The following is a 20,328-nucleotide window of genomic DNA, read 5'->3' on the forward strand; positions in this document are numbered from 1 at the left end:
TCCCCATGCAAGACGCCTGCAATGGGCTGGCCAGCACCACATGGAGTAGCTTGTGGATGCACCGTAGTGGATCGCGCGGAGCCATGGTGGCGCAATGTGCAACCTCGTCTGCATGCAATGAGCGCGCTGGCATCCGCTGAGGGATGCGGTTGTGCCGCAATTTCGCGACGGTTTTATCCGGTTCGCGTGGCGGACCGCAAATAAAGCCGCGGTGCTTCCCGCCGCCTTCTTGGCGCCCGGCTTTCTATGCTATTCTTTCGCACTTGATTTAAATCCACTCCGTGGCCCAGGTCAAACAGGTCCTTCCCCACAACTTGATGTGCAATCCGCTAACCGGTCAGGCCGTGTCGCGGAAGGTTAAACAACCCGCTAATCTCGCGAAACGCGAAGAAAGGTGAGCAAGATGATGCAGCAGTATCTCTCCAATTCCTATCTGTTCGGAGGAAACGCACCGTACGTCGAAGAACTGTACGAAGCGTATCTGAACAATCCCGGCTCGGTGCCCGACAACTGGCGCGCTTACTTCGACGCCATGCAGCACGTGCCGGCAGTCGACGGATCGACCCGCCCCGACGTTCCCCATGCACCCGTCGTCGCTTCCTTCGCCGAACGCGCCAAGCAGGGCCCGATCCGCACCGTGACTGCGTCGACCGATGCCGAAATGGGCCGCAAGCGCGTCGCCGCCACCCAGCTCATCGCCGCTTACCGTTTTCTTGGCTCCCGTTGGGCCAATCTCGATCCGTTGCAGCGCCAGGAGCGCCCCAGCATTCCCGAACTGGAGCCGAGCTTCTATGGCTTCACCGATGCCGACATGGACATCGTCTTCAACATCAGCAATACCTACTTCGGCTCCGAGACGGCATCGCTGCGCGACCTGCTCAACGCGCTGCGCGACACCTACTGCCGCTCCATCGGTTCCGAGTTCATGTACATCACCGATCCGGGCGAGAAGCGCTGGCTGCAGGAGCGCCTGGAATCCGTGCGCGCCACGCCGAACTTCACCGCCGAGAAGAAGCAGCACATCCTCGAGCGCCTGACCGCGGCCGAAGGCCTGGAGCGCTACCTGCACACCAAGTACGTCGGCCAGAAGCGCTTCTCGCTGGAAGGCGGCGAGAGCTTCATCGCCTCGCTCGACGAAACCATCCAGCGCGCCGGTGAAAAGGGCGTGCAGGAAATCGTGATCGGCATGGCCCACCGCGGCCGTTTGAACGTGCTGGTCAACATCCTGGGCAAGATGCCGCAGGAACTGTTCGCCGAATTCGAAGGCAAGCATGCCGACGACCTGCCGGCGGGCGACGTGAAATACCACCAGGGCTTCTCGTCCGACGTCACCACCCCGGGCGGCCCGGTCCACCTGTCGCTGGCCTTCAATCCGTCGCACCTGGAAATCGTCAACCCGGTGGTCGAGGGTTCGGTCAAGGCGCGCATGGAGCGCCGCGGCGACAAGGATGGCTCGCAGGTGCTGCCGGTGCTGGTGCACGGCGACGCCGCATTCGCCGGCCAGGGCGTCGTGATGGAAACCCTGAACCTGGCGCAGACCCGTGGCTACGGCACGGGCGGCACGGTGCATATCGTGATCAACAACCAGATCGGCTTCACCACCTCCGATCCGCGCGACTCGCGTTCCACGCTGTACTGCTCGGACGTGGTCAAGATGATCGAGGCGCCGGTGCTGCATGTGAATGCGGACGATCCGGAAGCCGTCGTGTTCGCCACCCAGATCGCGCTGGACTACCGCGTCCAGTTCAAGAAGGACATCGTGGTCGACATCATCTGCTTCCGCAAGCTGGGCCACAACGAGCAGGACACCCCGGCGCTGACGCAGCCGCTGATGTACAAGAAGATCGCCAAGCATCCCGGCACCCGCAAGCTGTATGCCGACAAGCTGGCAACCCAGAACACCATTCCGGCAACGGCCGGCGATGAAATGGTCAAGGCCTATCGCGATGCGATGGACGCCGGCCGCCATACCGTCGACCCGGTGATCTCGAACTTCAAGAGCAAGTACGCGGTCGACTGGATGCCGTTCCTGAACCGCAAGTGGACCGATGCCGCCGACACCGCCGTGCCGCTGGCAGAGCTGAAGCGCCTGGCTTCCCGCATCACCACGGTGCCGGAGAACTTCAAGCCGCACTCGCTGGTGGAAAAGGTGCTGGCAGACCGCGCCGCCATGGGCCGCGGCGACATCAACCTCGACTGGGGCATGGGCGAACATCTGGCCTACGCGTCGCTGGTGTCGTCGGGCTATGCAGTGCGCCTGACCGGCCAGGACGCCGGCCGCGGCACCTTCGTGCATCGCCACGCGGTGCTGCACGACCAGAACCGCGAGCGCTGGGACGCCGGTTCCTACATTCCGCTGCAGAACGTGTCGGAACAGCAGGCGCCGTTCAACGTGATCGACTCGGTGCTGTCGGAAGAGGCCGTGCTCGGTTTCGAATACGGCTACTCGACCGCCGAACCCAACACCCTGACCATCTGGGAAGCCCAGTTCGGCGACTTCGCCAACGGCGCGCAGGTCGTGATCGACCAGTTCATCAGCTCCGGCGAAGTGAAGTGGGGCCGTGCTTCCGGCCTGGTGATGATGCTGCCGCATGGTTATGAAGGCCAGGGCCCGGAGCACTCGTCGGCGCGCCTGGAGCGTTACCTGCAGCTGTGCGCGGACAACAACATGCAAGTGGTGCAGCCGACCACGGCAGCGCAGATCTTCCACCTGCTGCGCCGCCAGATGATCCGCCTGTTCAGGAAGCCGCTGGTCATCATGACGCCCAAGTCGCTGCTGCGTAACAAGGATGCGGGTTCGCCCCTGTCCGAGCTGGCCAAGGGCACCTTCCAGACCGTCATCGGCGAAGTCGACGAGAAGATCGATCCGCGCAAGGTCAAGCGCGTGGTCGCCTGCTCCGGCAAGGTGTATTTCGACCTGGTCAACGCCCGCAAGGAACGCGGCCAGACCGATACCGCCATCATCCGCATGGAACAGCTGTATCCGTTCCCGCACAAGGCATTCGCGGCCGAGCTGAAGAAATTCCCCAACTACACCGAACTGGTATGGGCGCAGGATGAGCCGCAGAACCAGGGCGCATGGTTCCAGATCCAGCACAACATCTTCGAGAACCTCGAGGAAGGTCGCAAGCTGGCCTATGCAGGCCGTCCGGCCAGCGCATCGCCCGCTGTCGGTTACTACGACAAGCACTATGCGCAGCAGAAGGCGCTGATCGACACCGCCTTTTCCAAGCTCAAGGGCTTCGTCCTGACCAAATAAGAAAAACTTTCGACGCGCCCGCCCGAAGCGGGCGGGCGCGTCGCGCATATACCGAAACGGAGTAATACATGGCAATTCTTGAAGTCAAAGTCCCGCAACTGTCGGAATCCGTCGCCGAGGCGACCCTGCTGCAATGGCACAAGAAAGTCGGCGAAGCTGTTGGCCGCGACGAAAACCTGATCGATATCGAAACCGACAAGGTAGTGCTCGAGCTGCCCGCGCCGGATGCCGGCGTGATCACCGAAATCATCAAGGCTGACGGCAGCATGGTTGTCGCCGGTGAAATCATTGCAAGGATCGACACCGAAGCCAAAGCCGGTGCCGCCGCGCCTGCCGCTCCTGCGCCCGCTGCTGCGGCGCCGGCCGCTGCACCTGCTGCTGACCCGGTGCAGGCTGCGATCGCCAGCCTGGCCGCCAAGGCATCGTCCGGTGTGGCAATGCCGGCCGCTGCCAAGCTGCTGTCGGAAAACAACCTGTCCGCAGGCGATGTCGCCGGCACCGGCCGCGATGGCCGCGTGACCAAGGGCGACGTGCTGAACAAGCTGGAAGCCAAGCCCGCCGCAGCGCCGGCCGCCGCTCCCGCGCCGGCCGCCAAGCCTGCGCTGCCGCAGGTAGCCGCGCCGGTTGCCGGCAACCTCGGCGACCGCCCGGAAGAGCGCGTGCCGATGAGCCGCCTGCGCGCCCGTATCGCCGAGCGCCTGGTGCAGTCGCAGTCCACCAACGCCATCCTGACGACCTTCAATGAAGTCAACATGAAGCCGGTGATGGACCTGCGCAACAAGTACAAGGACAAGTTCGAGAAAGAGCACGGCGTCAAGCTGGGCTTCATGTCCTTCTTCGTCAAGGCAGCGGTCGCCGCCCTGAAGAAGTACCCGATCATCAACGCCTCCGTTGACGGCAATGACATCGTCTACCACGGCTACTTCGATGTCGGCATCGCGGTCGGTTCGCCGCGCGGCCTGGTGGTGCCCATCCTGCGCAATGCCGACCAGATGTCGATCGCCGAGATCGAGAAGAAGATCGGCGAGTTTGGCGCCAAGGCCAAGGACGGCAAGCTGACCCTGGACGACCTGTCCGGCGGCACCTTCTCGATCTCCAACGGCGGCACCTTCGGTTCGATGCTGTCGACCCCGATCATCAACCCGCCGCAGTCGGCGATCCTGGGCGTGCATGCGACCAAGGACCGCGCCGTGGTCGAGAACGGCGAGATCGTGATCCGCCCGATGAACTACCTGGCCATGTCCTACGATCACCGCATCATCGACGGCCGCGAAGCGGTTCTCGGCCTGGTGGCAATGAAGGAAGCGCTGGAAGATCCGGCCCGCCTGCTGCTCGATCTGTAATCACCCCCGCGGTGAACGATGGCGGCCACGAGCCGCCATTGTTTTGCCGCCTGATGTGCAAGGAATTGAAGGAAAATTATGTCCAAGAATTTTGATGTGGTAGTGATCGGCGGCGGCCCCGGCGGCTATATCGCGGCAATCCGCGCCGCCCAGCTCGGCTTCAACGTCGCCTGCGTCGACGAGTGGAAAAATGACAAGGGCGGTCCCGCGCCCGGCGGCACCTGCACCAACGTCGGCTGCATTCCGTCCAAGGCGCTGCTGCAGTCGTCGGAAAACTTCGAGCATGCCGCGCACTCGTTCGCCGACCATGGCATTACCGTGCAGGGGCTGTCGATGGACGTGCAGAAGATGCTGGGCCGCAAGAACACCGTGGTCAAGCAGAACAACGACGGCATCCTGTTCCTGTTCAAGAAGAACAAGGTCGCCTTCTTCCATGGCCGCGCTTCCTTCGTGAAGGCCGCCGACGGCGCCTATGAGATCGCCGTGGCCGGCGCAGCTGCCGAGACGCTGGTGACCAAGCATGTGATCGTCGCCACCGGCTCGAATGCCCGCGCACTCCCGGGCGCGCCGTTCGACGAGCAGCGCATCCTCTCCAACGTCGGCGCGCTGGCGATCCAGGAAGTGCCGAAGAAGCTGGGCGTGATCGGCGCCGGCGTGATCGGCCTGGAAATGGGCAGCGTCTGGCGTCGCCTGGGCGCGGAAGTGACCGTGCTGGAAGCGCTGCCGACCTTCCTCGGCGCTGTCGACCAGCAGATCGCCAAGGAAGCCCACAAGCTCTTCACCAAGCAGGGCCTGGCCATCAACCTGGGCGTGAAGATCGGCGCCATCACTGCCAGCGACAGCGGCGTGACGGTCGAGTATGTCGACGACAAGGGCACGGCGCAGAAGGGCGAGTTCGACCGCCTGATCGTGTCCATCGGCCGCGTGCCCAACACCATCGGCCTGCAGGCTGACGCGGTTGGCCTGCAGCTCGACGAGCGCGGCTTCATCAAGGTTGACGAGGAATGCCGCACCAATCTGCCCAATGTCTGGGCAGTGGGCGACGTGGTGCGCGGCCCGATGCTGGCGCACAAGGCCGAGGAAGAGGGCGTGGCGGTTGCCGAGCGTATCGCCGGCCAGCATGGCCATGTGAACTTCAACACCATTCCCTGGGTGATCTACACCTCCCCGGAAATCGCCTGGGTCGGCAAGACCGAGCAGCAGCTGAAGGAAGAGGGCGTGTCCTACAAGGCCGGCACCTTCCCCTTCCTGGCCAACGGCCGCGCACGCGCGCTCGGCGACACCTCGGGCATGGTCAAGTTCCTGGCCGATGCCAAGACCGACGAGATCCTCGGCGTGCACATGGTCGGGCCGGTCGTGTCGGAACTGATTTCCGAAGCCGTGGTGGCGATGGAATTCAAGGCGTCGTCGGAAGACATCGCGCGCATCTGCCACGCCCATCCTTCGCTGTCGGAAGCCACCAAGGAAGCCGCGCTGGCAGTGGAGAAACGTTCGCTCAATTTCTAGGTCGAACGTTTTTTGACGGAGGCGATGATGAGAGGAAGCAGGCTGTTTGCAATGGGATGGGCGCTGGGCCTTGGCGCCTGCGCCACGGCGCCGGTCAGCAATGACCTCAGCATCGAAACCGTCAGCCGCGGCCAGCCGGTGCCTGGCGCCAGTTGCACGGTACAGCTGGTCGAAGGCAGCTTCAACATCGTCACGCCGGCCGTCGTGCCGGCACGCAACACCCGCGGCGACCTGCGGGTGGTGTGCAACAAGCCAGGCTACCGGGCATCCGAGGTGCTCTACCGCGGCGGTTACACCGGGTACGACGGTTATGGCAGCCGCACCAGCCTGGGCTTTGGCATCGGCGGCGGAGGCGGTAGTGTCGGCTATGGCATCGGCCTTGGCGTACCAATAGGCGGCGGTGCCAGCCCATCGTCGGTGCCGGCCAGCGTGCTGGTCGAAATGAACCCGCTTTGAGGGTGCCTGGCATCACGGTGCTTGCGCCGCATGGTCGCGGATAGACAACGCGGTAACGGAAGGGCGGGCATATGCTCGCCCGATTTTTTCGGGTTTTTCATGGATGACCGTGATCCCGTAGGGTGCGATGCCCCGCAGGGGCATTGCGCCGCTGGTTGATCAAGGCAAGCGGCCGATATGGCTATCTTGGTTTGCGCCGATCGTGCGATGCCCTTCGGGTATTGCAACCTACGTGCGCCGGGTGCTCATCCGTGAGCCACGGTTTCAGGTTCTTCGCGGATGATCGTGATCGCGTAGGGTGTAATACCCCGCAGTGGCATTACACCGATTGCTGATCAAGGCAAGCGGCCAACATGCCGCATGCCGGCCCACGCTCATCCGTGAGGAACTTTGTTCATGGCCGCGCACAGACGCGGCACGGGAGGCGGGATTCGATGGATGTACGTGAGTATTACCGGCATGCGCTGGCCGAGCGGGGCTTTTCGGCGGACCAGGCCCAGCATGCGGCGGTAGAGCGGCTGCAGCGCTGCTATGAGGAATGGGTGCACTACAAGGCGCAGCGCGCCAGCGTGTTCAAGCGGCTGATCAGTCGCCCCGCGGTGCCGCGTGGCGTCTACATGTGGGGCGGTGTCGGACGTGGCAAGTCGTTCCTGATGGACAGCTTCTACCTGGTGGTGCCGGTGGTGCGCAAGACCCGGCTGCACTTCCATGAATTCATGCGCGGCGTTCACCGCGAACTCGACGACCTGAAGGGCGTGGCCAATCCGCTCGACACGGTTGCCCAGCGCATCGCCAAGAAATACCGGCTGATCTGCTTCGACGAATTCCATGTGTCGGACATTGCCGATGCGATGATTCTCTACAACCTGCTCAAGGCCCTGTTCGACAATGGCGTGTCATTCATGATGACCTCCAACTACGAGCCGGACACGCTGTATCCGAACGGCCTGCATCGCGACCGCATGCTGCCCACCATCGAGCTGCTGAAGGACAGGCTGGACGTGATGTGCGTCGACGCCGGCATCGACTACCGCAAGCGTGCGCTGGAGCAGGTGGAGGCCTATCACACGCCGCTTGGGCAGGATGCGGATCGCCAGCTGCGCCACGCCTACAGCAAGATCGCGGAAAGCGAGGACCAGGACCCGCTGATCCGCATCGAATCCCGCGAAATCCGGGCCTTGCGGCGCGCCGGCGGCGTGATCTGGTTCGACTTCGCCACGCTATGCGGCGGCCCGCGCTCGCAGAACGACTATCTGGAAATCGCCAGCCAGTTCCACACCGTGATCCTGTCGTCGGTGCCCAAGATGTCGGCTGCGATGTCGTCCGAGGCGCGCCGCTTCACCTGGCTGATCGATGTCTTGTACGACCACAAGGTCAAGCTGCTGATGTCGGCCGAAGTGCCGGCCGAGGAACTCTATACCGAAGGCGTGCTGTCCAATGAATTTCACCGCACGGTGTCGCGCATCGTCGAGATGCAGTCGCGCGACTACATGCAGTCCGAGCGGCGTAATGTGATGGAGTCCCTGTCCCGATGATGCGATTGATTGCCGTGCGCCGGCTGGCGCTGACCGTGGTGCTGAGCCTGTCCGCGCTGCATGCCGTGGCCAGCGGCACGGATGAGGTCATCACCCGGTATCCGAATGGGTCGATCGATTCGGTGGAGTCGGCCGATGCAGCGCTGGCGGACGTCAAGCGTGAACGCGAGGAAGTCGAGGCGCGTGCCCGCGATACCGAATATGCCTGCTACAGCAAGTTCTTTTCCTCGCCGTGCGTGAGCAAGGTCAAGGAGCAGCGTCGCGCGGATCTGGAACGGCTCAAGCCGATCGAGGTCGAGGCCAATGCCTTCAAGCGCCGCGACGTGGTTGAAAAGCGCGACCGGGTGCTCGACGAGCAGCGTGCGCGTGAGGAACGCGACGCGCCGGAGCGGGCTGAACGGGAGCGCATCAATAGCGAGAAGGCTGCAAGAAAGGCGGCGGATGTGGCGGCACGACAGGCGGCGCCGGAAAACCCGCCGAAAGGCAGGAAGCCGGCCACGCCGCGCACCGAGGCGGATGCGCCAAGGGTGGATGGTCGCGATCGGATCGCCGAGCATGAGGCGCGCATGCAAAAGGCGCGCGCCGAGGAAGAAGCCAGGGCGGCGGAACGGGAAAAGAATATTGCCGCCTACCTGCGCAAGCAGGAAGAGGCGCTGGAACGCCAGCGCAAGGTGGAAGAGAAGAAGGCCAAGCGGGCGCAGCAGGACAAGGAAAAGCAGGGCGCTGCCAAGGCGCCATGACCTGGGTGACGCTGCGCTCAGACTGCGCGCCGTATGCCCTGCGCCTGGTAGGTTTTCTTCTCCGGCGGTGGCGCGACCAGCCTGACCAGCGCCAGCGTGCAGTTGTCGGCGCGCTTGCCGGCGCCGCGCTCGCGCGCCTTGGCGATCATCATTTCCGATGCTTCACGCGGCGAGCGGGCGGCCAGCGCCGCGCCCAGTTCCGCGTCCGCGAAGTAATTCGACAGTCCGTCGGAGCAGAGCAGGAAGCTGTCGCCGGCCTGCAGCCCGTCGTGGCGTCCGCTGGTGACGCTCATGTGCTGGTTGCCGCCGCCCAGGGTATTGACCAACAGCCGCGCAAGCTTGGCGCCGGCAGCATCGTCCGGCCTGAGCTTGCCTTCGGCGATGAGCTTTTCACGGTAGGAATGATCCACGGTGCGAAACGCCGGATTCGGGCCGCTGAAGCGATACAGCCGGGAATTTCCGACATGCGCCCAGTGCGCCGTGCCTTCCGGCGTCAGCACCAGCGCAACCATGGTGCTCTGCGGCCGTTCGCCGGAGGTCATCCGCGCCAGGTTGATCACGGTGTGGGCTTCCAGCGCAATCGAGGACAGCATCTCATCGACTTGTTCGGTCAGCGGCGAAAATTGGTCGAACACCTGGCGCGCTGTGCTGATTACCTGTTCCGCCGCCATGGCGCCGCCCGAGCCGGCGCCACGGCCGTCGGCCAGCACCGCCATCATGTACCCTGGTGCCCGCGGGGCGGCAAATAGCGCCACCCGGTCCTGTTGCTCGTCGCGGTCGCCGATGTGCTGCCCGGTTGCTGCTTCTATCTTGTACTGGCCCATGTGTTCCGCTTGGATTAAACTTGCCGCCTGTCGAGAGAATCGCCAGATTATCCCACGCAAAATGTCCTGTAGGAAAGAATTGCGATGATTAGCACGGAAACTTTTCCATGAATAAGCTTGTAGAAGACATAAAAAAACGCATCATCGAACTGGAAGTGGAACATCGCGATCTCGATTCCGTCATCGACATGCTCAGCGCCAACGGTCAGCATGAAGAATTGCAACTCCGGCGCCTGAAAAAGCGGCGCCTGCAGTTGAAGGACCACATCACGCTCCTCAAGATGCAGCTGATTCCCGACATCCCTGCCTGAGCGGGCCGGGTCCCGCGCCTGATAAAATAGCGGTTCTCTTCCGGCCATCGCGGTCCGGCCCACCGGCACGCAGCGCGTGCATCCAATACAGCAGCGAACTTGACAGAAGAACACTCCAGCGCAGATATCACGGGCGAGCGCGACGCCGAGGTCGAGCAGCTTTTTGGCCCGACAGGCCCACTGGTGGACGCAGTGCGTGGTTTCCGGCCGCGCCTGCCCCAGACGGAAATGGCCAAGGCGATTGCCGATGCGATTGCCGGCCAAAAAACCCTGATTGCCGAAGCGGGCACCGGCACCGGCAAGACCTTTGCCTACCTGGTGCCGGCGCTGCTATGGGGTGGCAAGACCGTCATTTCCACCGGAACCAAGAACCTGCAGGACCAGCTTTACCTGCGCGACATTCCCACTGTGCGCAAGGCCCTGAATGCACCGGTCTCGGTTGCCCTTCTCAAGGGACGTGCCAATTATTTGTGCCATTTCCACCTGGAACGCACGCTGCAGAACGGTCGCCTGACTTCGCGCGAGGATGTCGGCTTCCTGCGGGAGATCTCCCGCTTCATCAAGACCACCTCCACCGGCGACAAGGCTGAACTGTCCAAGGTGCCGGAGAATGCCTCGGTGTGGAATCTGGTGACATCGACCCGCGACACCTGCATGGGAAGCGAATGCCAGTATTACAACGACTGCTTCGTGATGAAGGCGCGCAAGGAGGCCCAGCAGGCGGATGTGGTGGTGGTCAATCACCATCTGTTCTTCGCCGACGTCGCGCTGAAGGACACCGGCGTCGCCGAACTGTTGCCTTCAGCCAACACTATTATCTTCGACGAAGCGCATCAGCTGCCGGAGACGGCGACCCTGTTCTTCGGCGAAACCGTATCGACGTCGCAAATCATCGAACTGTGCCGCGACGTGCTGGCGGAAGGCCTGTCGCATGCCCGCGACGGCGCCGACTGGAGCCAGCTGTCGGGCGCGGTGGAACGTGCCGCGCGCGACCTGCGCCTGACCTTCCCGCAGGATTCGGTCAAGCTGGCCGCCCACCAGATTGCGCCGTCCAGCCCGTTCTTCCCTGCGCTGGAAGCGGTACAGGATGAACTGGCGGCGATGATCGAGGTGCTCGAAGACCAGGCGCAACGCGCCGAAACGCTGGAGCAATGCCGGGTGCGCGCCGTGGAATTGGCAGCCCGCCTGGGCGCCTGGACTGCCGGCGGCGAGCAGGCCGCGACCGATCCCGACAAGGTGCTGTGGGTGGAAGCCTATGCCTCCTCGCTGCAGCTGCACGAGACGCCGCTGTCGATTGCGCCCATCTTCAGCAAGCAGCGCGAGGGCCCGCCGCGCAGCTGGATCTTCGCTTCCGCCACGCTGGCCGTGAAGAACGACTTCAATCATTACACCGCCCAGATGGGCATGATGAACGAGTCGGCCCGCACCTGGCCCAGCCCGTTCGACTATGGCAACCAGGGCCTGCTGTACGTGCCCAACGACATGCCGCCGGCCAATGCGCCGGGTTACACCGACGCGGTGATCGATGCCGCGCTGCCGGTGATCGAAGCCGCCGGCGGCCGCGCCTTCCTGCTGTGCACCACGATACGGGCGGTCAACCGCGCCGCCGAGCGGCTGCGCGAGGAGTTCGAACAGCGCGGGCTGCCGTTTCCGCTGATGGTGCAGGGCGAGTCCGGCCGCACCGAGCTGCTGGACCGCTTCCGCGCGGCCGGCAACGCGGTGCTGATTGGCAGCCAGAGTTTCTGGGAGGGCGTGGACGTGCGGGGCGAGGCCCTGTCCGTGGTGATCATCGACAAGCTGCCGTTCGCGCCGCCGGATGATCCGGTGCTGGCGGCACGCATTGCCGCGCTGGAAAAGAAGGGCCTGAACGGCTTCGTGCACCACCAGCTGCCGTCGGCCATCATCAATCTGAAGCAGGGCGCCGGACGATTGATCCGCGACGAGACCGACCGCGGCGTGCTGATGATCTGCGACACCCGGCTCATCACCAAGCCCTATGGCCGGCGCATCTGGCAAAGCCTGCCGGCATTCAGGCGGACCCGCGACCTGGAGCAGGTGCGGGCTTTCTTCGCGCCCAGCGTCGAAGCGCTTACTTCTGAGGCTGAATGACGACCTTGCCGGTCACCTTGCGCGCCGCCATGTCGTTCAACGCCTTGGGCGTGTCGGCCAGCGCATAGCGTCCGGAGATGTGCGGCCGGATCTTGCCTTCGGCCAGCCAGCCCATCAGTTCACGCATCGCCGCCATGTTGGCCTTGGGCTCGCGCCGTACATACTCGCCCCAGAACACGCCGACCAGCGAAGCGCCTTTCAACAGCGTCAGGTTCAGCGGCAGCTTGGGAATCTCGCCGTTGGCAAAGCCCACGACCAGGTAGCGCCCGCGCCAGCCGATCGAGCGGAATGCCGGTTCGGCATAGATCCCGCCGACCGGATCGTAGATCACGTCCGGACCCTTGCCGTCGGTAGTGGCCTTGATCGCCTCGCGCAAGTCCTGCGTGCTGTAGTTGATGGTCGCATCGGCGCCGTGCTGCCTGCAGATTTCCAGCTTCTCGTCGGAAGAGGCAGCCGCGATCACGCGCGCGCCCAGCGCCTTGCCGATCTCGATCGCCGCCAGGCCAACGCCGCCCGCCGCGCCCAGCACCAGCATGGTTTCACCGGCTTTGAGCTGCGCCCGGTCCACCACCGCATGGTGCGACGTGCCATAAGTCAGGGTGATGGCGGCGGCGGTGTCGAAGTCCATGCCCGGCGGCATCGGCATCACCGACTTTTCCGGCACCGCGATCTGCTGGGCGAACGCGCCCTGGCCGACAAAGGCGATTACCCGGTCGCCCGGCTTGTACTGGGTCACGCCTTCACCGACGGCGGTCACCGTGCCGGCCAGCTCGCCGCCGGGTGTGAAGGGCAGTTCCGGCTTGAACTGGTACTTGTTCTGGATGATGAGCACGTCCGGGAAATTCACGCCAGCGGCTTCGACCTTGATTGCCACCTTGCCGGCATCAGGAACAACCTCCGGCAGTTCTCTTACTACCAATGTATCGGGCAGACCCCATGCTTCACAGACGATAGCCTTCATCATGTCTCCTTAAAATAGAACGGTCGTTTGGTTTTGGGATTATGCCGTAAAAATGCAGTCTGGTTGGCTAAATCACCGTGAAGGCATCGGTTAGAATCGCGCTATGAAAATTCTTGTGAGTAACGACGACGGTTATCTGGCCCCTGGCATCGCCGCGCTGGCGGATGCGCTGGCTGGCATTGCCGACATTACGGTCGTGGCGCCGGACAGCAACCGTTCCGGCTCCTCGAATTCATTGACCCTTGACCATCCGCTGCGGGTGTACCGCGCTGGCAACGGCTTCTATTCGATCAACGGTACGCCATCGGACTGCGTCCACATTGCGCTGACGGGGATCATGGCCGAGCGCCCGGACCTCGTGGTGTCGGGCATCAACCAGGGCCAGAACATGGGCGACGACACGCTGTACTCCGGCACGGTCGCCGCTGCCACCGAAGGGTTTTTGTTTGGCATTCCCGCGATTGCATTTTCGCAAGTTCATCATGGCTGGGCGCATCTGGATGCCGCGGCCCGCGTGGCGCGCGATATCGTGCTGCGGCGCTTCGAGCAGTTGCAAAAGCCCTGGCTGCTGAATGTGAACATCCCGAACCTGCCGTACGAGGACATCGGCCCAACGGTGGCAACCCGGCTGGGGAAACGGCATCAGTCCGAGCCGGTGATCCGCACCAGGGACCCGCAGGGCAACGAGATCTTCTGGATCGGGCCGCCAGGCGCGGCGCTCGACAGCGGCGAAGGCACCGACTTTCACGCTACCGCGCAGGGCTGCGTTTCGGTGACGCCGCTGCGCATCGATCTCACCCATACCGCGCAGCTCGATGCCTTGCGCCAGGCGCTTCCATGAAAGAGGGCAAACGCTTCCCGCTGTCGCTGGCGTCGCTGGGCGAGCGTGCAAAGACCAATGGCGTGGCCACGCCGCAAACCGCGACCCGCAACCGGGCACAGACCAGCGCCCGGCAACCGGCGCCCGGCGCCGAGCCGGCGCGGCCGATGTCCATGGTGTCCGATGCGGTGCGCTCGGCGATGGTGACGCGCATTGCGCGCCAGGGCGTGCGCGACGAGAAAGTGCTGGCTGCGATGTCGGTCGTGCCGCGCCACCTGTTTCTTGAGCCCGGCCTGGCCAGCCAGGCCTATATCGATGCCTCGCTGCCGATAGGGCATCACCAGACCATCTCCCAGCCCTACATCGTGGCGCGCATGATCGAAGTCATGCGCAGCAACCGCAACGGCGGGGCGCTGGAGCGGGTGCTGGAAATCGGCACCGGCTGCGGTTACCAGGCGGCGGTCCTGTCGCGGGTGGCCACCGAGGTGTATTCCATCGAGCGCATCCGCGCCCTGCACGAGTTGGCAAAAGCAAACTTGCGGCCAATGCGCATCCCCAATATCCGCTTGCATTATGGAGATGGTATGCTTGGCTTCCCGCAGGTGGCGCCATTCGATGGCATCATACTGGCCGCCGCGGGCATGGAAGTCCCGCAAGCCCTGCTCGAACAGCTGACAATCGGCGGCCGCCTGGTTGCACCTGTCGGCGCGCGCCACCAGGTCCTGAAAGTGATCGAGCGCGTGAGCATTGAAGAATGGACGACAGCAACGCTGGAGGACTGTCACTTTGTGCCGCTGCGCCCTGGAACGGCAGCCTGACCGGCATACCCGAAATGAAATACTCAATATGGTAAGAATGAATAAAACACGCTTGGCATTGACGATCGTTATGGTGGCGGGTCTGGCCGCATGCGGCACAACCCACACCGTCGCGCCGGTGGTCGAGCGCGCGTCAGTGCCACGGCCGGCGCCGGCAGCCAAGCCGCGCCCGGTGGAAAACGGATCGGGTTATTACACGGTCAAGAAGGGCGACACACTCAACCGCATCGCCCAGGAACACAATCAGAGCTTTCGCGACATCGTGATCTGGAACGGGCTGACCAGCCCGAATGACATCAAGGTAGACCAGGTGCTGCGGGTAGCGCCGCCGGACGGCGCTGGCGCTCCCGCGCCCGGCGCGGCGCAGACCGGCAGCATTGCCACCTCGTCGGGCGTGGAGGTGCGTCCGCTGGGCGCGCCGGCCGCGGCGCCCGCGGCGAACGGCAACCCGATCGCCGCGCCGACGGCCAATGGCGGCAACAAGACCTGGCCGCGCGGCGACAAGCGTCCCTATTCCGAAGGCGCACTGGCCGAGCTGCAAAAGCCCGACAGCGCACCGCCGGCACGGACCGAAGTCGCCCGCAGCGCCGAAAAGGCACTGGAAAAGCCTGCTGACAAGCCGGCCGACGCCGCGCGTGCGCCGGATGACGGCATCGGCTGGATCTGGCCGGCCGAGGGCCGCGTGGTCGGCACCTTCGAGGGTGGCCGCAAGGGCATCGACATTGCCGGCAAGATGGGACAGCCGGTGATGGCGGCCGGCGCCGGCACCGTGCTGTACGCCAGCAGCGTGCGTGGCTACGGCAACCTCGTCATCGTCAAGCACAGCAGCAACCTGCTGTCGGCCTATGCCCATAACAAGACCATCCTGGTCAAGGAAGGGCAGGCAGTGACCAAGGGACAGCGGATTGCGGAAATGGGCAACTCCGACACCGACAGCGTGAAGCTGCATTTTGAAATCCGGCAGCAGGGCAAGCCGGTCGATCCTTCGAAGTTTCTACCGGCCAGATAAATGCGATGAATGCCGACCACCGCGATCCGCTTGAAGATGACGATCTTCCGGAAGCTCCCCCGGAAATAGTGCTCGAAGGGGAGGACGCGGTGGAGGAGGGGGCGGGCAACCTCCGCATCGAAGTGGCCGCGCCGGTGGATGAGCTCAAGACGGTGCTGGCGGCGGAGTTGTCCACTGACGCCACCCAGCATTACCTGAACCGCATCGGTCTGCACCCCCTGCTGTCGGTGGAGCAGGAGCAGCATTTCGCGACGCTGGCCAAGGCGGGCGAATTCAGTGCGCGCCAGAAAATGATCGAGCACAACCTGCGGCTGGTGGTGTCGATCGCCAAGCATTACATCAACCGTGGCGTGGTGCTGCTCGACCTGATCGAGGAAGGCAATCTCGGCCTGATGCGGGCGATCGACAAGTTCGAGCCGGAACGCGGTTTCCGGTTCTCGACCTATGCCACCTGGTGGATACGGCAGAGCATCGAGCGCGCCATCATGAACCAGGGCCGTACCGTGCGGCTGCCAGTCCATGTGGTGCGCGAACTGAACCAGGTGCTGCGCGCGAAGTACCACCTGGAAGCCCAGCACCATGACGGCAAGGATGCCACCTGCGAGGATATCGCCCACCTGCTCGACCGACCGGTGGAGGATGTGCAGGACATCCTGAGCCTGTCAGAGCATGCGACTTCACTCGATGCGCCGCTGGACAACGATCCGCAGGCCAGCCTGATGGACATGCTGCCGGGCAATCTCGATGACGCACCCGATTTCCAGGCCGAACACCATGAAATCATGGTGCTGGTCCGGGAGTGGCTGGGCCGCATGCCGGAGAAGCAGCGGGTTGTCATCATGCGGCGCTTCGGCCTGGACCATGACGATCCGGCCACGCTGGAAGAGCTGGCGCTGGAAATGGGCGTCACCCGCGAGCGGGTGCGGCAGATCCAGCAGGAGGCGCTGGTCAAACTCAAGCGGGCGCTCGCCGCGCGCGGTGTCGGCAAGGATGCCTTGTTTTGACGCCAGTGCTGGTGTTTGATATCGAAACCATTCCGGATGTGGCCGGACTGCAGCCTGCTGCACCAGCATCCCGACACGATGAGCGATGCCGGGGTGGCGCAAGCCGCCTTCGAGGCGCGACAGGCGCAGAACGGCTCGGCCTTCCTGTCCCACCATCTGCACCGTGTCGCTGCAATTTCGTGCGTGTTTCGCGACGATCAGGGATTCCGGGTGCGTTCGCTGGGCAGCCCGGAAGACGGCGAAGCGCGCCTGGTGGCCGACTTCTTCCGGCTCGTCCAGCGCTATACGCCGCAGCTCGTTTCCTGGAACGGCAGCGGCTTCGACCTGCCGGTTCTGCATTATCGGGCCCTTGTCCACGGGGTGCAGGCGCCGCGCTACTGGGACCAGGGGGAGGAGGACAGGGAGTTCCGCTGGAACCATTATCTGGGCCGCTATCACGGCCGGCATCTTGACATGATGGACTTCCTGGCGCTCTACAACAGCCGCGCCTACGCGCCGCTGGACGAGATCGCCAAGCTGTGCGGCTTTCCCGGCAAGCAGGGTGTGGATGGCGCGCAGGTCTGGCCGCTGTACCAGCAGGGGCGGCTGCAAAAGATCCGTGATTACTGTGAAACCGACGTGGTCAACACCTACCTCGTCTATTGCCGCTTCCAGTTCCTGCGTGGCCAGATGTCGCTCGATGCCTATGAAACCGAAATGGCGCTGGTCCGGTCTTCGCTCGCCGCTCTGGAGGGCCAGCACTGGCGGGCATTCCTCGATGCTTGGCCCCAACAGCAATTGCGGCCATAATCTCACCCTTCGCGCCGGCGCCCCGTTCGCCGCGTCCCCGTTACATTTTCCTAGCTCATGTCCCAATCACTGATAGAAATCGAATCCCTCGACATGGAGGCCCGCGGTGTCGGCCATTTGAAGAATGAGGATGGCACGCCCGGCAAGGTGGTCTTCGTCGAAGGCGCCCTGCCTGGAGAACTGGTGAGTTTCCAGTCCTACCGGCGCAAGTCCAAGTGGGAAGCGGCCCATCTCCTGGCGGTACACCGTGAAAGCGCGCTCCGGGTCAAGGCGCGCTGCAAGTATTTCGGCACCTGCGGCGGATGCGCGATGCAGCACATCGATCCGTCAGCCCAGGTCGCGGCCAAGCAGCGGGTGCTGGAAGACAATCTCAAGCATATCGGCCGCTTGCAGCCGGAAATGATGCTGCGGCCCATTCATGGCCCGACCTGGGGTTACCGCTACCGCGCCCGGTTCTCCGTGCGCAACGTGGTGAAGAAGGGCGGTGTGCTGGTTGGCTTCCATGAACGTAAATCCGGCTTCATCACCGACATGCAATCCTGCGAGGTGGTGCCGGCGCACGTGTCGGCCATGCTAGTGCCCCTGCGTCGCCTGGTTGCCTCGCTGTCCATCATGGAGCAGGTGCCGCAGCTCGAACTGGCTGTGGGCGATGGCGTCAGTGGCCCGGTGACGGCGCTGGTCATGCGCAACATGGCGCCCCTGTCGCAACAGGACGAAGCCCTGCTGCGCGAATTCGCTGACCTGCATCAGGTGCAGTGGTGGCTGCAGCCGGCCGGCCCGGACAGTGTGTACCAGTTCTATCCGACCGACACCCGGCTGCTTTACCGCCTGCCCGAGTTCGGCATCGAGATGCCGTTCAAGCCGACCGACTTCACCCAGGTCAATCACCAGGTCAACCGTACCCTGGTGGCGCGCGCCATGGCGCTGCTCGATGCGCAACCCGATGAGCGGGTTGCCGACCTGTTCTGCGGTCTTGGCAATTTCACTTTGCCGATTGCCACCCGCGCCAGGGAGGTGATGGGCATCGAAGGCAGCGCCACGCTGACCGCGCGCGCGCTCGACAATGCCCGTCACAATGGCCTGGTGGACAAGGTCAGCTTCAGCACCCGTAACCTGTTCGAAGTGACGGGGGACGACTTGCTGGCCCTGGGCAGGTTCGACCGCATGCTGATCGATCCGCCACGCGACGGTGCAGCCGCAGTGTGCGAGGCGCTGGCCAGCCTGAAGGAGCGTACGCCGGCAATCCTGCCCAAGCGCATTGTGTATGTCTCCTGCAGCCCGTCCACGCTGGCGCGCGATGCTGGAATCCTGGTGAATCAGGCCGGTTACCGCTTGCGAATGGCGGGCGTGATGAACATGTTCCCCCACACGGCCCATGTGGAATCGATTGCGGTGTTTGAGCTGTCAGCCTGACTAAACGCGCGTTAAATCAAAAAAGCCGGCCACGAGGGCCGGCTTTTCATTTTGCGGGAATGCGTCAGTCGCGATTGCCGCCCAGAAAGCCCAGCAGGGACAGCAGATTGGCGAACACGTTGTAGAGATCGAGGTAGATGGCCAGCGTGGCGGAGATATAGTTGGTTTCGCCACCGTTGATCACCTGCTGCACGTCATACAGGATGTAGGCCGAGAAGATGCCGATTGCCAGGACCGACACCGCTAGGTACAGCGCCGGCAGTTGCAGGAAGATATTCAGCACGGCCGCGGCCAGGATCACCAGCACGCCGGCGAACAGCCATTTGCCCATGCCCGAAAAGTCGCGCTTGGACACGGTGGCCACGGTCGCCATCACGCCGAAAATCGCCGCTGTGCCGCCAAATGCCGTCATGACCAGCGTGCCGCCGTTGCTGTAGCCGAGCGTGTGCCCGATCAGCCGCGACAGCATCAGGCCCATGAAAAAGGTAAAGCCCAGCAGGACCGCGACGCCGACGGCACTGTGCTTGGTTTTCTCGATGGCGTAGAAAAATCCGAAGGCGATGGCAAGAAACACCATGAAGCCGATCATCGGGTTGCCGGCGAAGAAGGTGAACTTCATCTGCACGCCCAGCCAGGCGCCCAGTACCGTGGGAACCATTGATAGCGCAAGCAGCCAGTAAGTGTTGCGCAGGACGCGGTGGCGGATTGAAAGTGCCTCGCTGGCGCCGCCGTAAGTCGATTGCAATCTGGTATCCATGCTGTTTCCTCCGTTTGTGAGCGATGCAGGTAAGTACCGATAAAGCATAACACGCTTCATTTGATCATCGATCCCGTCTCATTCCTGGGGCCGGCCCGCCTGCTTCTTCTGTGCAGTAGAGCATTCGTGGTAAAATCACCGGCTAATCATATTCCTTCCCCTGATCTTTAACCCATTATTTTCATTGGAGTTTTCAACTATGGCAATCGAGCGCACCCTGTCGATCATCAAACCGGACGCAGTCGCTAAAAACGTCATTGGCCAGATTTACACCCGTTTCGAGAACGCTGGCCTGAAAGTGGTCGCTGCCCGCATGATGCATCTGTCGCGCGCCGAAGCCGAAGGCTTCTACGCAGTGCACCGCGAGCGTCCTTTCTTCAAGGACCTGGTCGATTTCATGATCTCCGGCCCGGTGATGGTGCAGGCACTGGAAGGCGAAGGCGCCATTGCCAAGAACCGCGACCTGATGGGCGCTACCGATCCGAAGAAGGCTGACAAGGGCACGATCCGCGCCGATTTCGCCGATTCCATCGACGCCAACGCTGTTCACGGCTCCGACGCGGCTGAAACCGCCGCCGTTGAAATCGCCTATTTCTTCCCCACCTTGAACGTCTACACCCGTTAATTCGTTCAACCGGCATCGCCGTTCAGGCGGTGCCATTCCTCTGGAATGC

Annotated in this window: 17 protein-coding genes and 1 pseudogene; 15 read left to right on the forward strand and 3 right to left on the reverse strand. The window is 63.4% G+C overall.

What is annotated here, in order from left to right; all coding sequences use genetic code 11:
- Nucleotides 1–403 precede the first annotated feature (403 nt).
- The 6 genes from KTQ42_RS03960 (at nucleotide 404) to KTQ42_RS03985 (ending at nucleotide 8,839) form a co-directional block, all read left to right on the forward strand.
- The gene (locus KTQ42_RS03960; protein WP_217346805.1) at nucleotides 404–3,259 is read left to right on the forward strand and encodes a 2-oxoglutarate dehydrogenase E1 component; all 2,856 of its coding nucleotides are present in this window, start codon (nucleotides 404–406) and stop codon (nucleotides 3,257–3,259) included.
- Nucleotides 3,260–3,327: 68 nt separating this feature from the next.
- Nucleotides 3,328–4,602 (forward strand): 2-oxoglutarate dehydrogenase complex dihydrolipoyllysine-residue succinyltransferase, encoded by a 1,275-nt coding sequence (odhB, locus tag KTQ42_RS03965; protein ID WP_217344316.1) that lies wholly within the window; start codon nucleotides 3,328–3,330, stop codon nucleotides 4,600–4,602.
- A gap of 78 nt (nucleotides 4,603–4,680) precedes the next feature.
- Nucleotides 4,681–6,108 carry a dihydrolipoyl dehydrogenase gene (gene lpdA, locus KTQ42_RS03970; protein WP_217344317.1) on the forward strand — a complete coding sequence of 476 codons (1,428 nt, stop codon included), beginning with the start codon at nucleotides 4,681–4,683 and terminating at the stop codon, nucleotides 6,106–6,108.
- Nucleotides 6,109–6,132: 24 nt separating this feature from the next.
- Nucleotides 6,133–6,564, forward strand: coding sequence for a hypothetical protein (locus KTQ42_RS03975; protein WP_217344318.1), 432 nt, complete (start codon nucleotides 6,133–6,135; stop codon nucleotides 6,562–6,564).
- A 434-nt stretch (nucleotides 6,565–6,998) separates the two neighbouring features.
- Nucleotides 6,999–8,099, forward strand: a complete 1,101-nt coding sequence (zapE, locus tag KTQ42_RS03980) for a cell division protein ZapE (protein WP_217344319.1) — start codon at nucleotides 6,999–7,001, stop codon at nucleotides 8,097–8,099.
- The gene (locus KTQ42_RS03985) at nucleotides 8,096–8,839 is read left to right on the forward strand and encodes a hypothetical protein (RefSeq protein WP_217344320.1); all 744 of its coding nucleotides are present in this window, start codon (nucleotides 8,096–8,098) and stop codon (nucleotides 8,837–8,839) included. Before zapE ends, KTQ42_RS03985 begins: the two co-directional genes overlap by 4 nt.
- 17 nt (nucleotides 8,840–8,856) lie before the next feature.
- Here KTQ42_RS03985 and KTQ42_RS03990 read toward each other — a convergent pair whose 3' ends face one another.
- Entirely contained in the window at nucleotides 8,857–9,663 is an 807-nt protein-coding gene (locus KTQ42_RS03990) for a protein phosphatase 2C domain-containing protein (protein ID WP_217344321.1), read from the reverse strand.
- Nucleotides 9,664–9,770: 107 nt separating this feature from the next.
- Between KTQ42_RS03990 and KTQ42_RS03995 the strand changes: the two genes are divergently transcribed.
- Complete coding sequence (locus KTQ42_RS03995; protein WP_217344322.1) at nucleotides 9,771–9,974, forward strand: DUF465 domain-containing protein; 204 nt, start codon at nucleotides 9,771–9,773, stop codon at nucleotides 9,972–9,974.
- 228 nt (nucleotides 9,975–10,202) lie between these two features.
- Nucleotides 10,203–12,083, forward strand: a complete 1,881-nt coding sequence (locus KTQ42_RS04000; RefSeq protein ID WP_249222851.1) for an ATP-dependent DNA helicase — start codon at nucleotides 10,203–10,205, stop codon at nucleotides 12,081–12,083.
- On the opposite strand, the gene KTQ42_RS04005 is transcribed toward KTQ42_RS04000, so the two are convergent.
- Entirely contained in the window at nucleotides 12,064–13,044 is a 981-nt protein-coding gene (locus KTQ42_RS04005; protein ID WP_217346806.1) for an NADPH:quinone oxidoreductase family protein, read from the reverse strand. The genes KTQ42_RS04000 and KTQ42_RS04005 overlap by 20 nt on opposite strands.
- Before the next feature lie 103 nt (nucleotides 13,045–13,147).
- Between KTQ42_RS04005 and surE the strand changes: the two genes are divergently transcribed.
- The 6 genes and pseudogenes from surE to rlmD all read left to right on the forward strand — a co-directional run bounded on the left by surE (nucleotide 13,148) and on the right by rlmD (nucleotide 18,897).
- Nucleotides 13,148–13,885: a 5'/3'-nucleotidase SurE gene (gene surE / locus KTQ42_RS04010; RefSeq protein WP_217344324.1), complete on the forward strand. Its 738-nt coding sequence runs from the start codon at nucleotides 13,148–13,150 to the stop codon at nucleotides 13,883–13,885.
- Entirely contained in the window at nucleotides 13,882–14,682 is an 801-nt protein-coding gene (locus tag KTQ42_RS04015; protein ID WP_217344325.1) for a protein-L-isoaspartate(D-aspartate) O-methyltransferase, read from the forward strand. Before surE ends, KTQ42_RS04015 begins: the two co-directional genes overlap by 4 nt.
- A gap of 37 nt (nucleotides 14,683–14,719) precedes the next feature.
- The gene (locus KTQ42_RS04020) at nucleotides 14,720–15,691 is read left to right on the forward strand and encodes a peptidoglycan DD-metalloendopeptidase family protein (RefSeq protein ID WP_217344326.1); all 972 of its coding nucleotides are present in this window, start codon (nucleotides 14,720–14,722) and stop codon (nucleotides 15,689–15,691) included.
- A 5-nt stretch (nucleotides 15,692–15,696) separates the two neighbouring features.
- The gene (gene rpoS / locus KTQ42_RS04025; RefSeq protein ID WP_217344327.1) at nucleotides 15,697–16,695 is read left to right on the forward strand and encodes an RNA polymerase sigma factor RpoS; all 999 of its coding nucleotides are present in this window, start codon (nucleotides 15,697–15,699) and stop codon (nucleotides 16,693–16,695) included.
- Nucleotides 16,692–17,484: pseudogene (locus KTQ42_RS04030) on the forward strand (3'-5' exonuclease). Before rpoS ends, KTQ42_RS04030 begins: the two are co-directional and overlap by 4 nt.
- Before the next feature lie 57 nt (nucleotides 17,485–17,541).
- The gene (rlmD, locus tag KTQ42_RS04035; RefSeq protein WP_217344328.1) at nucleotides 17,542–18,897 is read left to right on the forward strand and encodes a 23S rRNA (uracil(1939)-C(5))-methyltransferase RlmD; all 1,356 of its coding nucleotides are present in this window, start codon (nucleotides 17,542–17,544) and stop codon (nucleotides 18,895–18,897) included.
- A gap of 64 nt (nucleotides 18,898–18,961) precedes the next feature.
- On the opposite strand, the gene KTQ42_RS04040 is transcribed toward rlmD, so the two are convergent.
- Entirely contained in the window at nucleotides 18,962–19,654 is a 693-nt protein-coding gene (locus KTQ42_RS04040; protein ID WP_217344329.1) for a Bax inhibitor-1/YccA family protein, read from the reverse strand.
- A gap of 199 nt (nucleotides 19,655–19,853) precedes the next feature.
- On the opposite strand from KTQ42_RS04040, the gene ndk reads away from it, so the two are divergent.
- Complete coding sequence (ndk, locus tag KTQ42_RS04045) at nucleotides 19,854–20,279, forward strand: nucleoside-diphosphate kinase (protein WP_217344330.1); 426 nt, start codon at nucleotides 19,854–19,856, stop codon at nucleotides 20,277–20,279.
- Nucleotides 20,280–20,328 lie beyond the last annotated feature (49 nt).

Source organism: Noviherbaspirillum sp. L7-7A, from assembly GCF_019052805.1.
GTDB lineage: Bacteria > Pseudomonadota > Gammaproteobacteria > Burkholderiales > Burkholderiaceae_D > Noviherbaspirillum_A.

What these genes read in the sequence shown, in the direction of transcription:
- KTQ42_RS03960 (WP_217346805.1), top strand. Translation starts at nt 404, where the DNA reads ATGATGCAGCAGTATCTCTCCAATTCCTATCTGTTCGGAGGAAACGCA.
- odhB (WP_217344316.1), top strand. Translation starts at nt 3,328, where the DNA reads ATGGCAATTCTTGAAGTCAAAGTCCCGCAACTGTCGGAATCCGTCGCC.
- lpdA (WP_217344317.1), top strand. Translation starts at nt 4,681, where the DNA reads ATGTCCAAGAATTTTGATGTGGTAGTGATCGGCGGCGGCCCCGGCGGC.
- KTQ42_RS03975 (WP_217344318.1), top strand. Translation starts at nt 6,133, where the DNA reads ATGATGAGAGGAAGCAGGCTGTTTGCAATGGGATGGGCGCTGGGCCTT.
- zapE (WP_217344319.1), top strand. Translation starts at nt 6,999, where the DNA reads ATGGATGTACGTGAGTATTACCGGCATGCGCTGGCCGAGCGGGGCTTT.
- KTQ42_RS03985 (WP_217344320.1), top strand. Translation starts at nt 8,096, where the DNA reads ATGATGCGATTGATTGCCGTGCGCCGGCTGGCGCTGACCGTGGTGCTG.
- KTQ42_RS03990 (WP_217344321.1), bottom strand. Translation starts at nt 9,663, where the DNA reads ATGGGCCAGTACAAGATAGAAGCAGCAACCGGGCAGCACATCGGCGAC.
- KTQ42_RS03995 (WP_217344322.1), top strand. Translation starts at nt 9,771, where the DNA reads ATGAATAAGCTTGTAGAAGACATAAAAAAACGCATCATCGAACTGGAA.
- KTQ42_RS04000 (WP_249222851.1), top strand. Translation starts at nt 10,203, where the DNA reads ATGGCCAAGGCGATTGCCGATGCGATTGCCGGCCAAAAAACCCTGATT.
- KTQ42_RS04005 (WP_217346806.1), bottom strand. Translation starts at nt 13,044, where the DNA reads ATGAAGGCTATCGTCTGTGAAGCATGGGGTCTGCCCGATACATTGGTA.
- surE (WP_217344324.1), top strand. Translation starts at nt 13,148, where the DNA reads ATGAAAATTCTTGTGAGTAACGACGACGGTTATCTGGCCCCTGGCATC.
- KTQ42_RS04015 (WP_217344325.1), top strand. Translation starts at nt 13,882, where the DNA reads ATGAAAGAGGGCAAACGCTTCCCGCTGTCGCTGGCGTCGCTGGGCGAG.
- KTQ42_RS04020 (WP_217344326.1), top strand. Translation starts at nt 14,720, where the DNA reads ATGAATAAAACACGCTTGGCATTGACGATCGTTATGGTGGCGGGTCTG.
- rpoS (WP_217344327.1), top strand. Translation starts at nt 15,697, where the DNA reads ATGAATGCCGACCACCGCGATCCGCTTGAAGATGACGATCTTCCGGAA.
- rlmD (WP_217344328.1), top strand. Translation starts at nt 17,542, where the DNA reads ATGTCCCAATCACTGATAGAAATCGAATCCCTCGACATGGAGGCCCGC.
- KTQ42_RS04040 (WP_217344329.1), bottom strand. Translation starts at nt 19,654, where the DNA reads ATGGATACCAGATTGCAATCGACTTACGGCGGCGCCAGCGAGGCACTT.
- ndk (WP_217344330.1), top strand. Translation starts at nt 19,854, where the DNA reads ATGGCAATCGAGCGCACCCTGTCGATCATCAAACCGGACGCAGTCGCT.